This is a genomic window from Capnocytophaga cynodegmi DSM 19736 (assembly GCF_000379185.1).
In the GTDB taxonomy this organism is placed as follows: Bacteria; Bacteroidota; Bacteroidia; order Flavobacteriales; family Flavobacteriaceae; genus Capnocytophaga; species Capnocytophaga cynodegmi.
Genome location: NZ_KB900715.1, coordinates 15,041 through 29,888, shown reverse-complemented (window position 1 = coordinate 29,888; position 14,848 = coordinate 15,041). Strand labels below are relative to the sequence as shown.

The 14,848-nt window shown below is 32.7% G+C and carries 12 protein-coding genes and 1 pseudogene; 10 read left to right on the top strand and 3 right to left on the bottom strand.

Annotation, left to right across the window (positions count from 1 at the left end; genetic code table 11):
- Position 1 precedes the first annotated feature (1 nt).
- Together YW9_RS0105405 and ruvB are read right to left on the bottom strand one after the other, a co-directional pair.
- Positions 2 to 1,981, bottom strand: coding sequence for a putative porin (locus YW9_RS0105405; RefSeq protein WP_026193840.1), 1,980 nt, complete (start codon positions 1,979 to 1,981; stop codon positions 2 to 4).
- 51 nt (positions 1,982 to 2,032) lie between these two features.
- Positions 2,033 to 3,055, bottom strand: a complete 1,023-nt coding sequence (gene ruvB / locus YW9_RS0105400; protein ID WP_018279172.1) for a Holliday junction branch migration DNA helicase RuvB — start codon at positions 3,053 to 3,055, stop codon at positions 2,033 to 2,035.
- Between the two features lie 134 nt (positions 3,056 to 3,189).
- Here ruvB and YW9_RS0105395 point away from each other — a divergent pair, with 134 nt between their 5' ends.
- Positions 3,190 to 3,651 carry a GAF domain-containing protein gene (locus YW9_RS0105395; protein WP_018279171.1) on the top strand — a complete coding sequence of 154 codons (462 nt, stop codon included), beginning with the start codon at positions 3,190 to 3,192 and terminating at the stop codon, positions 3,649 to 3,651.
- Between the two features lie 91 nt (positions 3,652 to 3,742).
- On the opposite strand, the pseudogene YW9_RS12575 reads toward YW9_RS0105395, so the two are convergent.
- Positions 3,743 to 5,228, bottom strand: a pseudogene (locus tag YW9_RS12575) (cellulose synthase family protein).
- Positions 5,229 to 5,556: 328 nt separating this feature from the next.
- Here YW9_RS12575 and YW9_RS0105385 point away from each other — a divergent pair.
- The 9 genes from YW9_RS0105385 (at position 5,557) to gldD (ending at position 14,814) form a co-directional block, all read left to right on the top strand.
- Entirely contained in the window at positions 5,557 to 7,002 is a 1,446-nt protein-coding gene (locus YW9_RS0105385) for an SGNH/GDSL hydrolase family protein (RefSeq protein ID WP_018279170.1), read from the top strand.
- Between the two features lie 60 nt (positions 7,003 to 7,062).
- Positions 7,063 to 8,589, top strand: coding sequence for a LysM peptidoglycan-binding domain-containing protein (locus YW9_RS0105380; protein WP_018279169.1), 1,527 nt, complete (start codon positions 7,063 to 7,065; stop codon positions 8,587 to 8,589).
- A 21-nt stretch (positions 8,590 to 8,610) separates the two neighbouring features.
- Positions 8,611 to 10,296 (top strand): MBOAT family O-acyltransferase, encoded by a 1,686-nt coding sequence (locus YW9_RS0105375; protein WP_018279168.1) that lies wholly within the window; start codon positions 8,611 to 8,613, stop codon positions 10,294 to 10,296.
- 92 nt (positions 10,297 to 10,388) lie between these two features.
- Entirely contained in the window at positions 10,389 to 10,880 is a 492-nt protein-coding gene (locus YW9_RS0105370; RefSeq protein ID WP_018279167.1) for a lipocalin family protein, read from the top strand.
- A 124-nt stretch (positions 10,881 to 11,004) separates the two neighbouring features.
- On the top strand, positions 11,005 to 11,211 hold the full coding sequence (locus YW9_RS0105365) for a Sec-independent protein translocase subunit TatA/TatB (protein ID WP_018279166.1): 207 nt from the start codon (positions 11,005 to 11,007) through the stop codon (positions 11,209 to 11,211).
- Between the two features lie 97 nt (positions 11,212 to 11,308).
- The gene (gene mutY, locus YW9_RS0105360; protein WP_018279165.1) at positions 11,309 to 12,349 is read left to right on the top strand and encodes an A/G-specific adenine glycosylase; all 1,041 of its coding nucleotides are present in this window, start codon (positions 11,309 to 11,311) and stop codon (positions 12,347 to 12,349) included.
- 44 nt (positions 12,350 to 12,393) lie between these two features.
- Positions 12,394 to 12,804, top strand: coding sequence for a single-stranded DNA-binding protein (locus YW9_RS0105355; protein WP_018279164.1), 411 nt, complete (start codon positions 12,394 to 12,396; stop codon positions 12,802 to 12,804).
- A 113-nt stretch (positions 12,805 to 12,917) separates the two neighbouring features.
- Complete coding sequence (locus YW9_RS0105350) at positions 12,918 to 14,228, top strand: gliding motility-associated protein GldE (protein WP_018279163.1); 1,311 nt, start codon at positions 12,918 to 12,920, stop codon at positions 14,226 to 14,228.
- Positions 14,229 to 14,247: 19 nt separating this feature from the next.
- On the top strand, positions 14,248 to 14,814 hold the full coding sequence (gldD, locus tag YW9_RS0105345; protein WP_026193838.1) for a gliding motility lipoprotein GldD: 567 nt from the start codon (positions 14,248 to 14,250) through the stop codon (positions 14,812 to 14,814).
- Positions 14,815 to 14,848: the final 34 nt, after the last annotated feature.

The window sequence follows — 14,848 nt, the reverse complement described above, 5'->3', positions numbered from 1 at the left end:
GTTAAGAAAATAAATTCCAAGAAATACCCAATCGCAGAATTAAATCACGATAAGGTTGTTCTGGTGCAGAGTAATAATTATAATACTGTTTTCCGAATATTGAATCCATTATAAACGGATTAAAATGTTCTACTGAGAAAAATATACGCATAGTTCGCACTTTTGCATTCAAAAAGAAATCAAACATTGGGAAACCTCCTGTTTTTTGCGTGTTTTGTACCTCGAATTCGGCTAATAACGGATTATATCGATTTGAATAATATTTGGTAAAATAATTAAAACCAATTCCCGTTTGCAAAAACATTGCTTTGTTGAATAAATCTGATTCAAAATAAAATGTATTTCGTGTGACAAGAGTGGGTACATTCAGTATTTGCTGCGCATCTTGTGCAACACGTTGGAAGAGTAAAGTATTATCCAAACGGAATTTTCCTAAAGCAAATTCTTTTTGAAGCTTGAGTTTTATATACTGGATATTTCCTGAATATTGTGAGGGAATTGATTGTCCTCTTTCTTTATCATTGATAGGGTTTTGTACCTGAAAAAATGTGTAATTTTTTATGTTTGAAATACTTGCAGATGCATTTCCCCATTGAGTTTTCAATTCTCCAAAAATTGTTTGAATTTGTTCCTTATCAAAGTGGTTGTAGTTGTTCCAATTGTAATTTTTGTAGTCACTTTGGTAAAGTAAAAAGTTGAAATTTGGCATAGAAGAATGTAAGCTGACTCCACCCCAAATACTATTCTTTTCATTAAAATTATACGATAACTTTCCATTTAATTTTGTTCCAGTTATCTTTCCGATAAAGGTTTGTTCTCCTTCTGCATCAATTGAAAAACCACCTACTTTTTTGTTCCACTGGAGAGCTAAACTCAGGTCAGTATCCTTTATTTGATGTCGTTGTAACTCACCCGAAACGTAGAAAGCATTTCGGAAAAAATAATTATAAAAGTAAGCATTTCCGTATACGAATGTTTTTCCCAAATAAGGTAATTCAAGCTCAGCACCTACTGTGTTAATCATCTTTTGAAGTTGCATTCGGTCACTGATGTTTTTTGTGACAAAAGCATCTCCAAAGTATTGATTTATATTGCTTTGATTGAATTTATAATATTCAGTTTCATACAAGAATTTGTGGCGAAAACGTATTTGTTTGTAAGAAGACAAAGTGTCTTTATTCCGTAAAAAGGCATAATCGTGCTGAAGGAAATAGCGTTTGCTTTCACGGAGATTTTCAGCATCTTGAAGAAAAACATCAATTACAGCTCTGTTTTTGAATTGTTTGTCGCCTGTTTCAAATTGTTCTGTAGAAGTAATTCCTCCATTTTCTTGGCTCTCAATGTCGTGACCTGCATAGTGAGCAAAAAGAGTGTACTTTTTATTAGGAGAAACATACGATAATCCCAACCGCAAATTTCCGTTGCTTACTAAAATTCGCTGATATTTTCCTAACGAACGAAGCCCTTTATAGCCTATAAAAATATTTAGAGTTGGGTTTAAATTTACTGAAAATAAAACATTTACCATTTGTCCCTGCTCCACTCCTGTTTTATAGGTTATGTCGGTTAGGGGAGTTGGTAATTGATAATATTTGACTTCTTCAGGTGTTAGATAAAGTTGTTTTTTAGCATCAGCCCCCATTGAAGGTAAATAATCTTTCTCCGAAAAGTCGAACATCATCGTGTTGTAAGGTTGCCCCATATTTGAAAAAGGCATCTTTCCGAACATATCTTTTTGCCAAGCATTACTTTTGTAGAATTTTTGAATGGTAAGCGAGGTGTCAACGGCTGTTGTATCACGCAGATAAGAGATTATTTTATAATCATTTGCTGTAAAAGTAATACTATCTTTCTTCTTTTTAGGACGTACTGATTTAAAAGAAATTCCTCCTTTTTTAGATGCTTTGTCTTCTTCCTGCCCCATCACTAATGCGGGGAGAAATAAGAACAAAAGGAAGAAATATTTTATGAGTTTTTTCATAACGTATTCACGATTCATTTGATTTAGAACGACTTTTAACTTATTACAACGTTAAAAGAGAGTTCCCTGAGTGTTCGGATTTATTTTGCCTAAATGTTTGTAAGCCAGTTCTGTGGCTTCTCTCCCGCGTGGTGTTCTAACAACAAATCCTTCTTGAATTAAGAAAGGTTCATAGACTTCCTCAATGGTTTCTGCACTTTCTGAAACAGCGGTTGCAAGAGTGGTAATTCCCACAGGTCCACCTTTGAATTTATCAATAAGCGTTGTCAGAATTTTATTATCCATTTCGTCTAACCCGTGTGCATCTACATTAAGGGCTTTCAAACCAAATTGTGTGATTTTTATGTCAATCTTTCCATTTCCCTTGATTTGAGCAAAGTCACGGATTCGTCGCAACAAAGCATTGGCAATACGAGGCGTTCCTCTGCTACGACTGGCGAGTTCTATGGCAGCTTCCATTGAAATAGGAACTTTTAGGATAGAGGCACTCCGTTGCACGATGTCAGCAAGTAATTCTGTTGAATAGTATTGCAAACGACTTTGAATACCAAACCTTGCTCTCATTGGTGCGGTTAACAATCCTGAACGAGTCGTTGCTCCAACTAATGTAAACGGATTCAAATTGATTTGTACTGTTCGGGCATTTGGTCCTGATTCTATCATTATATCAATCTTGTAATCCTCCATTGCTGAATACAAATATTCCTCAACTATTGGACTCAGACGATGAATTTCATCAATGAACAGAACATCTCTTTCTTGTAAATTAGTGAGCAAACCTGCCAAATCGCCTGGTTTGTCAAGCACTGGTCCTGAAGTTATCTTAATGCCAACCCCCAATTCGTTCGCTAAAATGTGAGCCAAGGTTGTTTTTCCCAGTCCAGGAGGTCCGTGAAAAAGCGTGTGGTCAAGAGCCTCGCCACGCATATTTGCCGCCTTTACAAATATTTTCAGATTCTCCAAAACAGCCTCTTGTCCAGCAAAATCATCAAACGATAATGGACGTAAAGCTCTCTCTATATCAAGTTCTTGAGCAGAATAATTTTCTTTATTTGGGTCTAAATTTTTATTCACTTCCTTGTCAGTAATTCGAAAATTTGAATGCTATTTATTCGAAGCTACAAAGATATTATATATTATTGGGAAATACAAAATATCAATTATTATTATCTTTTTTATTATTTTTGCCAATAATTTTTAGAAAAAAGATGAGTATATTTAAAGATTTAGAGCCAAAAATTGTGTTTATCTGTGAAAATGAAACAGATTCACGAGATGTAAAAATGCAAAAAATTTGTGGTTTGCTTCAGGCTGAAGTTTCTCATTATAACTGGGTAGGATTTTACTTTGCTAATCACGAAAACAAAACATTGCATTTAGGTGCTTTTGCTGGAGAACCAACCGACCACACTGTAATTCCTTTTGGTAAAGGTATTTGCGGACAAGTGGCTGTTTCAAATCAAAACTTCGTAGTTCCTGATGTAAAAGCTCAAGATAATTACATAGCTTGTAGTATTACTGTAAAATCAGAAATTGTTGTGCCTTTGTTCGTTAATGGAATAAATATTGGACAAATTGACATAGATTCACATACGTTAAATCCTTTTACTAAAGAAGATGAAACTTTTTTAGAATTTGTAAATAAGGAGGTTTCTAAATTGTTTAGCTAACAACAAAAAGGCCTTGAAAATTGACTTTCAAGGCTTTTTGTTGATTTTTAAATCTTAAAATAAGATATGATACAAATAATAATTAATCAAACTACGCTTTTGAAGTTAAGGATTTGAAAAACACAAAACCAAATCCCAAAGTTAGCATACAATGGAAAGGAAACATTCCAAAATCATTGAGCCTTACAGCACTATATAATCCAAAGATGAAATAAACCATCAACATAAATTCAAAAATCATATTTGGAGAAAGTTTTGTGTTGATGTATTTATTGTTTTTCCAACTATCTGATAACGTGCTTATATTAAATTTTGGAGTACGAACAAATTCACTTTTCTTACCTGTGTGTCCTTCCAAAACAGCAATTGTATTGTGGAAAGAAAAACCTAAAGCCACCGAGAAGAAAGTGAAAAATAGTTTTACGTAATCAAGAAAATCATCAAATGTTTTGCCTTGTAGATTTTTATAAGTTACCCAGTAACAGATAAATAGAATAATAGTGCTTATTACAAAGAAACTTGTTACTTGAAAAATCCACCCTAAATGTCCATACGTATTCTTGATATAAAGCATCGGGATACTTAATATGGAAACAACGAAAACCCATAAAAACATTGAGCTATTAAGAAGATGCATCACACCGTGAAATTTCGTTTTCAAGCCTATGTTTTTAGCTGAAAGCACTCTCGATACCGATTTTCTGAAGTTTTCAGCTCCACCTTTATTCCAGCGGAATTGTTGTGAACGTGCAGCCGAAATCACTACGGGAAGTTCTGCTGGAGTTTCTACATCTTCTAAGTATTTGAATTTCCAGTTTTTGAGTTGGGCTCGATAACTCAAATCCAGATCTTCTGTTAAGGTATCGCCCTCCCAATTTCCTGCGTCGTAAATACATTCTTTACGCCAAATACCCGCAGTTCCGTTAAAATTAATGAAATGCCCCTTTGAGCTTCTTCCAACCTGTTCCAATGTAAAGTGAACATCTAAAGCAAGAGCTTGTATTTTTGTTAGAATGGAATAATCACGATTCAAATGTCCCCAACGAGTTTGAACAACACCAATTTCAGGGTCTTTAAAGTATATCACCGTTTTCTTAAGCCAATCGGGTTGTGGCATAAAATCCGCATCAAAAATGGCTATGAAATCTCCTTTTGCAATGGCTGTTCCCTCTTTTAAAGCTCCTGCTTTGAAGCCTTTACGATCTTCCCTGCGAATATGTTGTATGTCTAAACCTGTTTTTTGTAAATTCTGAATAATTTCGGCAGTTTCGGTAACAGATTCATCTGTAGAGTCATCTAAAACTTGAATTTCTAATTTATTCTTTGGATACTCCAATTTTGCAATATTCTCCAGCAAACGTTTAACAACATATTTCTCATTGTAGAGAGGCAATTGAATAGTAACGTAAGGGATTTCTTTGGGGGTCGAGCAAGTTGAATTTTGGTGCTTCACTGTTTTTCTTTCTGTGTTTTAGATAGTTATAAAGCAAGTTCAACATCGAAAGGCTGTACAAAAAAATGAGAAGTAGTGCTAAACAATAAATTGTTATAATAGTGTAGTTGATTATCATTCCCATACTAATTTTATCTGAAAAAGAATATTCGGCAAAGATATAGTATTTTTTTTAGCTCGGAATAAATTGGTGCTTATTTTTTGTGTTAAAAAAAGTATTTTGGTGTAATGAGTTTATTTTTAATGTTTTATGGAGAATGAATTTTAGTGAGTTATTTTCATAAAACTCCGAAAATAAAGATGTTTAAAGAAATAAGAGAGCTAAAAGCTGGATACAAATTTTATTGTACATTTCATAGAAATGATTACTTTTGCACCCCAAAAATAATTTTAAATATTAGGTGAGCAAATCCTACTTCATACAAGCCTTTTTGATAATTTTATTCGCTGCTATGTTTTTCATAGGGCTCAAAGAAATATTACCCAAACGAATTTTTCCTGAAACTTCAAATCTTACAGAAAATGTGATTGTAGATAGCTTAATGTTGGAAGCAATATTTGATTCTGAGGTTATTGAAAAAATAGAAGAACCTGTGTTGGATACTCTTGTTATTGTGGAAGATAGTAATTTTCTTGCTGCATTTTTCAAAAAACTTCAGGAATTTGAGACCTCAGGAAAGGGTAGTGTGCGTATTGGCTATTTTGGAGATTCTATGACTGATGGAGATTTTATTGTACAAGATTTGCGACAACTTTTCCAAGATGTTTATGGAGGTTTAGGAGTTGGTTTTTTGTCAATTACTTCAGAATCAGCAGCCACAAGAGCAAGTGTTCGGCATTCATATTCTAATAATTGGAAAACACAATCTTTTGTAAATGTGAAAAATCCCAAAAGTCCTTTTGGGGTAAGTGGAAGAGTTTCGTTTGTAAAAGATTCAACGGGAGTTTCTTGGCTTGAATACAAAGCTTCGGGACAAAAACATATTACAGAAATTTATTCACCTGTATTGTTCTATGGAAATTCAAAAAATAAAAATGCTTCCGTTGAAATTTCGTATACTGGTGATACAACTAAAGTGGTTAAACCTCTTACTACGGATAAAAAACTTAATGCCTTAAGCCTTTCAAATAACGATGTTAAGGGGTTGAAAATAAGGTTTATGGGGGCAGATTCCATTCCTTTTTATGGAATTAATTCGGATAACAAAAAAGGAATTCATATTGATAATTTTTCCAGTAGAGGAAATTCAGGATTACCACTATCGCTCCTGAATGCTTCCTTGATGCAAGAGTTTGAAAAATACTTAGGTAACTATGACTTAATAGTACTTCATTTTGGAGCTAATGTGTTGAATTATGGTAAGTTAGACTATTCTTGGTATGTAAAAGGAATGACAAAAGTGGTTAATCAAATTAAGACTTGTTTTCCTAAGGCTTCTGTATTAATTGTTTCTTCTGCCGATAAATCAACTAAATATGAAATGGAAATGAAAACTGACTTGGCAGTTGTTCCATTGGTTGAAGCACAGCAGAAATATGCTGAAGAAACACAATCAGGATTTATCAACTTATACGAGCTTATGGGAGGAGAAGGCTCAATGGTAAAATGGGTTGAAGCAGAGCCATCATTGGCTACAAAGGACTATACTCACTTCAACGCACGAGGTTCCAAAAAAGTAGCTCAGCTGATTTATGATGAGTTAATGAAGAAATATCAGCAATTTAAGGAGACTAAGACCTCAAGAAATAGTAACACAATTGAAGAGGAAGTTATTGAAGAAAAGAAAATTGACACCACAGAAATTAAAGAAGATTTAACTATATCAAAAGATACAATTGAGATAAAAACAGATAGCATTTTCATTCCAAAAGAAAAAGAAGTTGAAAAAGTGGAATAGAAATTGTTATGGAACAGTTCTTTTGGATTAAGAATTGTTTTTTCAATCAAAGATACAAAGATGAATATAGATATAAAAGGTATAAAAATAATTGGCTCAATAGTTTTACTAATTGTAACTATATCTCTGTATTTCAGAGTTTTTTATAAAGTTTTTTATATAGAAACAGAGGTGTCTACAGAAATTAATTCTGCTGTGGACAGTGCCATTCAAATGGATATGTCTTATCGTCAGTTGGCATTGCTCGATGAGAGTTTTATGGAAGAAGATACACTTCATTCTCCTTCCGAAAATCAGAATTTATACAATTTTGAAGTGCTAAAACCATTCTTTGAAAAACTTACTGCTTTAGAAACATTTAATGACCGTAAACTGAATATCGTGCATATTGGAGATTCTCATATTCAGGCAGATGCAATGACTAATCTTATACGACAAAGATTTCAGCAACAATTTGGAAATGCAGGATTGGGGTTTGTTTTCCCTTATTCCTTGATGCGTACTAATGGAGGGCGTAACGTTCGTTTTTCATCAAACATATCTTGGGATAATAAAAAAATAACGGAAATTAAAAAAAATGGTGATGTAGGTCTTTCGGGATATTCCTTTACAACACAAAAAAATAACTTTTTGATTGAACTGGAGCTGAAAAATAAAGAGTACAGTTTTAATACGCTGAAAATCATTACTCCTTCAAATCAACAAATGTTTGAATTGGCAACCAATAAAGGTGAGGTGTCACTCAAACCAACTCAACCCAAAACGATTTCTCACAAAGTTAAGAAGGGAGAAACTCTTTATGCCATATCCAGAAAATATAAAACGACAGTAGCAAAAATTCAGTCTACTAACAAATTGAAAAACAATAAAATAAAAGTTGGTCAAATTTTGAAAATTCCAACTTCTCAAATGGAATCGAAGCCTGTTGATTTGTCAAACTTCAATATTTTAGCTAATACTTCTCCTCAATTGTTTAGCTATTATATGTACGAAAATTTAGACGTTTCAGATAAAATTTATTTAACTCCTAATCCTAAGAGTAATAATTTCACCCTCAATGGAATTATATTGGAAAATGACCAGTGTGGAGTAATTTATCACAATATTGGTGTGAACGGAGCCCACATCTCGGACTATAATAAGTCTCAATTGTTTTTTGAACAGCTAAAAGCTCTAGAACCAGATTTAATCGTTATTTCTTTGGGAACCAATGAAAGTTTTGGGAAATTATCTGCTTCAGAGTTTTATGCTCAGACAGAACGTTTTATGAATTTAATACGTACCAATTATGGGCAAACCCCAATGATTTTAACGTCACCTCCGCCATCACTTCTGAAAAAACAAAATCCGAATCCTCTGTTAATTGAATATACAGATGTCTTAATAAATAATTCTGTTTCAAGAAATTATGCCGTTTTTGATTTGTATAAAGCTATTGGAGGGCAAAATTCGATGGAACGATTAATAAATCTCAATTTGATTGCCAAAGATAGAATTCACTACACAAAAAATGGCTATGAAGAGCAAGGTGCATTGTTTTTTCAATCACTAATGAGTAATTACGAAAAATCAAAAATTGCAAACTAAAGATAAAAGAAACTAAAAACATTGAATATAACAAATCTACAAAATTGGTTTTTTGAACATTTGAATTTCACTTCAGAACAGGTTAAAAGTTGGTTCATTTATGACCCAAATAATCCATTACTTTTCAATAGTGGTTTGTTTTTGGGAATGTTTTTGGTATTTTATCTGGTTTACATTATTACCAAGAAGCACTCGCATTTTCGCACGACTTATGTCATTTTATTTTCATTATTTTTCTATTACAAAGCAGGAGGAAATTATTTTGTTCTTCTGTTGATTTCTTCAGTTTTGGACTATTTTTTTGCAGGACAAATCTACAAAAGTGAAAATAACCAAAAGCGGAAATTGTTCCTGATAATCAGTATGGTAGTTAATCTTGGATTGTTAGGATATTTTAAGTACACTAACTTCCTGATTGATAGTTTTAATAATCTGTTTGAGGGTAGTTTAGCTTTTCAAGATATTATTTTGCCCATAGGGATTTCGTTTTATACTTTTCAAACGATGAGCTATACAATTGATGTTTATCGTAGGGAAATTGAACCAGCAAAATCCTTTTTGGATTTTACATTTTTCGTTTGTTTTTTTCCTCAACTTGTCGCTGGACCAATTGTACGTGCCAAAGATTTTATTCCTCAGATTTACAGAAAGATAGAACTTACAAAACAAGAAACCTCTTTGGCATTATTTCTCATAATTGGAGGATTGCTCAAAAAGGCTGTGATTTCGGATTATATCTCGTTAAATTTTGTTGATAGAGTTTTTGAATCTCCAAATAGCTATACTTCGTTTGAAAATTTGATGGCTGTTTATGGGTATTCCTTACAGATTTACTGTGATTTTTCTGGATATTCCGATATGGCTATAGGTTTGGCCTTACTTATGGGGTTTACTTTGCCTACCAATTTCCGAACACCTTATCAATCGCAGAATATTACAGAATTTTGGCGTAGATGGCATATTTCACTCTCCACTTGGCTGAAGGATTATTTGTACATTTCAGTAGGAGGAAATAGAAAAGGTACTTTTTGGGGATACTTTTTCCCTATTTTGTTTTTTGCCTCTACCTTGATATGGGGATTTTCGCAACTTGAACATAGTAAAATTCCGTTAATTATTGCTGGTGGGAGCTTTCTTGTTTTTCTTCTTACTTTGCTAATTTCTAAAAATAAGAAGAAAACAATGTACTCCAACTTTAATCAGATGACCACAATGTTGCTTGGAGGATTGTGGCACGGAGCAAGTTTGCGTTTTATTGTTTGGGGAGCTTTGCACGGATTGGCTTTGGCAATACACAAAACGTTTGTTGAGTTTTTTCCAAATAAAAATTCAAACGATAAAAAAGGTTTTAGTTGGTTTTCAAGAATTCTTTTCACTTTCGTAACGTTCCATTTCGTGGCTTTTTGCTGGATATTTTTCCGCTCAAAAGACTTTGGAATAGCTATGGATATGATTAATAACATAGGCAATCTCTCTTTCGAGTGGCAGCAGTGGTTGGTAATTGCAGAAGGTTACAGAAATGTATTTTTACTTTTATTAATTGGTTTTGTATGGCATTTCTTCCCACAAAGTCTGAATGAAAAACTGAAAAACTTCTTTGGTAAATTGCCTCTTTTGATAAAGGCTTTAGTTGTGGCATTCGTCTTTTGGATTGTTTATGCAACAGCTTCCAGCGGGGCACAACCTTTCATATATTTTCAATTTTAAGGTAAGTAGTTCTGTTAATATTTAGTTAATTAAGATTTTTCTTGAAACTATATTTGTAGATTTGCAATTGACATACTTTTTTGAGATTTAAGATGAGAAAAGTTATATTTTTTGTATTTGTTTCGCTATTAGCTTCTTGTGCTGGTTTTTCGGTTGTTTCAAATCCAAAGCAAGATAAAACTAAGGTGACAAGTAAGATAATTGATGGAAATTGGACATTGGAATCTGTTACTCATAATCAGAGAGGTGAGTTTGAAATTACATTGTTGAACGATACTTCTAAGGAATGTTTTGAGGGAAGCACTTGGGAGTTTACTCCGAGTAATAATCGTGGTGTATATAACATTGTTAAGGAAGATTGTTCAACGGGAGAGCGAAATTTTGTGTTCGTTATTCAACGAAAAGTAGAATCTTCAGGGTATTATGATTTTATGCTCAAACCCACAAACGAAAATTATCAATCTGAAATAAATAAAGGAATTACCTTGCGTTTAGCTCATCTTTCCGAAAAAACAATGATTTGGGAACAAACGGTAAATGCCGACGGAAAAATGTTTGTAATATCAATGAATTTTGTAAAGTAGGGCTTTTTATCTTTTTGTAAATCAGTTTTTTGTGTTGATTTCCTAATTTAAAACGATTAATCTATACTTTTTAAGAAATAAAATTTATATATTTGCCTTTCGAAAGGTATAAAAATTGAATATTATGACTTTACTGAATATATCTCTGTTTATTAGTAAATTAGGAGCTCCTGAAATTATCCTCATTATCGTTGCACTTCTAATACTTTTTGGAGGAAAGAAAATTCCTGAATTGATGAAAGGCTTGGGAAGTGGTATCAAAGAGTTTAAAAATGCTTCAAAGGAGGAGAATAAAAATGATTCTACTGCGATAGAAAAGAAAGAAGAGTAATAGTTTCAAAAATCTGGAAAAAAATTTAAAGAGCCGAAGTTTTTTAATTTTGGCTTTTATTTTTTGTGTTTAATTCCGTTGTATTCTAATAATTATTTTGGATAACCAATTTTTTAAAAATCAGCTTGTTGAGTGGTATAAAAGCCAAAAAAGAGATTTGCCTTGGCGTAAAACGAAAGAACCTTACAAAATTTGGCTATCTGAAATTATCTTGCAACAAACTCGTGTAGTTCAAGGGCTTCCTTACTATGAGCGGTTCATTCAAAATTTTCCTACCGTTTTTGATTTGGCAAAAGCTGATGAAGAGCAAGTTATGAAATTATGGCAAGGTTTGGGTTATTATTCCCGAGCCAAAAATTTGCATCATACAGCTAAAAAAATTGCATTTGAATTTGATGGAGCTTTCCCAAAATCGTATAAAGAATTAATTAAACTAAAAGGAATTGGAGATTACACAGCAAGTGCGATTGCTTCTATCTGTTATTCAGAACCTTGTGCAGTTGTAGATGGAAATGTATATCGCGTTTTGGCTCGTGTGTTCAATATTGAAATTCCGATAAATATTTCTGAAGGAATTACTTACTTTAAAGATTTGGCAAACAATCTATTAGACAAAGAAGATGCAGGTACATACAATCAGGCATTAATGGATTTTGGTGCAATTCAATGTAAACCTCAATCTCCTGATTGTCAATCTTGTATATTTTTAGATAAATGTTTAGCAAATTCTCTGAAAAAAGTTAGCGAATTGCCTAAAAAAGCTGGAAAGATAAAAATTAAAAAAAGGTATTTCAACTATTTAGTTTTTATTGATAATAAAGGGTTTACGTCATTAACCAAAAGAGTTGAAAAAGATATTTGGCAAGGGCTTTATGAATTTCCTCTTATTGAGAGTAATACTGAAATATCTAAAGAAGAATTGATTGAGAAATTAAGTGATTTATCTGTTTCTTTTTCAGATGTTTGTGTTTTAAGCGAAAAACTCATTGTTCATAAATTATCGCACCAACATATATATACCCAATTTTGGATAGTTCAAACTGAAGAAATTTTAAATTATCGTATTGATATTAAGGATATAACATCTTATCCTGTTTCTGTATTAACTGCAAATTTCATTAAAGAATTTTGGTTTTAGAAAAATAAATTTTATTTTTGGAAAAAATTAAAGAACTGTTTGTTATGAATGGAACGCTAAATAAAGTAATGCTCATTGGTCGTTTGGGGGATAATATCAAACTAACCTATTTTGAAGGCGGAAACTGCATTGGGCGTTTCCCTCTGGCTACCAATGAGGAATATGTGAATAAGGTTACCAATGAAAAGGTGGTTGAAACGGATTGGCATACAATTGTTGTGCGAAACAAACTGGCTGAGGTTATCGAAAAATATACAACAAAAGGAGACCTGATTTATGTTGAAGGCAGATTAAAAACTCGCCAGTGGCAAGCAGAAGACGGTTCAATACGTTATACTACAGAGGTTTATGTGACCGATGTGAATTTATTACCAAATCGAAGGGAAAATCAAAATTCTCCGTCTTCTCCTTCTGAAGGTAATTTTAGTAAAGAGGATAATGGAATGCCTTTTTAAATAACATTTTTTAATTTTTGCTTCAAAAATTGTTGATGAAGCTGAATATTGTTTAACTAATTTATATAAATTTGGACTTAGAGCCTCCCCTTAATTTATTTTTCACTTTTTTGATGCCCTTCAATCAAATTGTATTGTGGTTTGATGTAATTAATTTTTCGATTATTGGGCAATTTGTTGTCTTTCTGATACTTCTGTATTGTTCTGCCTTAATTTCAGGCTCGGAAGTGGCTCTTTTTTCGCTTTCTCCAACAGAAGTGAATAACGAAAAGGAAAGCAACTCTCCTTCAGGAAAAATCATCACAAAATTACTTTCTGACCCTAAAAAATTATTAGCGACTATTCTGATAGCTAATAATTTAGTGAATATATCAATAGTTCTTCTTTTTGTGGATTTGGGTGACTTTATATTTGGAAGTATTGAAAGCGAATTGATTAGAGCTATTTTAGATGTAGGGCTTGTTACATTTATGATTTTGCTTTGTGGAGAAATTTTGCCTAAAATATATGCTAATCGCAATAATATTTCGTTTGCAAAAAAAGTAGCTTATCCACTTTATGTGTTGGACGTGATTTTGACGCCATTAAGCATTCCTATGAAAAATTTCACAAGTTCAATTCAAAAACGATTCGGAAAGAAAACAACAAATTTCTCTGTGGGTCAATTGTCTCAAGCTCTGGAGCTTACATCTTCTGACGATACAACACACGAAGAGAAAAAAATATTGGAAAGCATCGTTTCCTTTGGTAATACTGAAACTCGGGAGGTAATGGTGCCTCGCATAGATATTTTTGCTTTAAATGAGGAACTTTCTTACCAAGAAGCTCTTGCAGAAATTGTAAAAATCGGTTATTCTCGCATTCCTGTATACAAAGAAAGTTTAGATAATATCACTGGAATTGTTTACATTAAAGATTTACTTCCGCATTTAGAAAAGGCTGATTTTGATTGGAATAGTGTGAAAAGAAAGGCTTTTTTTGTTCCTGAAAATAAAAAATTAGACGATTTGTTGAGTGAATTTCAGGAGAAGAAGATACATTTGGCTGTGGTTGTCGATGAATATGGAGGAACTCGTGGTATTATCACTTTGGAGGATATCATTGAAGAAATCGTAGGAAATATTAATGATGAATTTGATGATGAGGATGTTACGTATTCAAAAATAGATAATAATACTTTCGTTTTTGAGGGGAAAACCACTTTGAAAGATTTTTATAGAATACTTCAACTAACTGATGAAGAAGAATTTATTTTTGAAGAAAAACGTGGAGAAGCAGAAACTTTGGCAGGATTTTTGTTGGAAGTTTCAGGGAATTTTCCGCAGAAAAATATTCCTATTTCTTTTGAAAATTATGTTTTTACGGTGGAAGCTTTTGATAAAAAACGAATCAAACAAATTCGAGTTCGTAAAACAGATAAATAATTTTGTTCTATTCTGGAAAATGAAAAATATTCTATTTATATTATTGATATTCATTGGTTTGTTTCTTAGTTCCTGTGGAGGAGAGACTTTTCCGAAACCCAAAGCAGCTCTTCGCTTGGAGTATCCAGAGACTCAATATAAAATGTATTCTGGTAATTCTGATTGCTCCTTTACATTTGATGTGAATTCACTCTCAAACATAAAGCCGAAAGGAAAATCTTGTGACTTAGATATAGAGTATCCCAAAATGAAAGCTACTATCTATTTGTCTTACAAGAAAGTAAATAATAATATTCGTAATTTGTTGCGTGATGCACAAAAATTCACATACGACCATACAATCAAGGCGGATAATATAGCCTCGAATGTTTTTGTGAACGATACTACTCGAGTTTATGGAATGTTTTATCAGGTTTACGGAAATGCGGCTTCCCAAGCTCAGTTTTATGTAACGGATAGTGTTTCAAATTTTATTTCAGGTTCGGTTTATTTTAAAGTCACACCAAATTATGATTCTATTCAACCAGCCAGTAGTTATTTAGAAAAAGATGTCCGCCGAATTATGGAAAGTCTGAGGTGGAATTAATTCAATTTTTGTTTTTGAGAAATATATAAAAATA

Excerpts from the sequence above, each read along its gene's own strand:
- YW9_RS0105405 (WP_026193840.1), bottom strand. The coding sequence starts at position 1,981 with ATGAAAAAACTCATAAAATATTTCTTCCTTTTGTTCTTATTTCTCCCC.
- YW9_RS0105395 (WP_018279171.1), top strand. The coding sequence starts at position 3,190 with ATGAGTATATTTAAAGATTTAGAGCCAAAAATTGTGTTTATCTGTGAA.
- YW9_RS0105385 (WP_018279170.1), top strand. The coding sequence starts at position 5,557 with ATGTTTTTCATAGGGCTCAAAGAAATATTACCCAAACGAATTTTTCCT.
- YW9_RS0105380 (WP_018279169.1), top strand. The coding sequence starts at position 7,063 with ATGAATATAGATATAAAAGGTATAAAAATAATTGGCTCAATAGTTTTA.
- YW9_RS0105370 (WP_018279167.1), top strand. The coding sequence starts at position 10,389 with ATGAGAAAAGTTATATTTTTTGTATTTGTTTCGCTATTAGCTTCTTGT.
- YW9_RS0105365 (WP_018279166.1), top strand. The coding sequence starts at position 11,005 with ATGACTTTACTGAATATATCTCTGTTTATTAGTAAATTAGGAGCTCCT.
- YW9_RS0105355 (WP_018279164.1), top strand. The coding sequence starts at position 12,394 with ATGAATGGAACGCTAAATAAAGTAATGCTCATTGGTCGTTTGGGGGAT.
- YW9_RS0105350 (WP_018279163.1), top strand. The coding sequence starts at position 12,918 with ATGCCCTTCAATCAAATTGTATTGTGGTTTGATGTAATTAATTTTTCG.
- gldD (WP_026193838.1), top strand. The coding sequence starts at position 14,248 with ATGAAAAATATTCTATTTATATTATTGATATTCATTGGTTTGTTTCTT.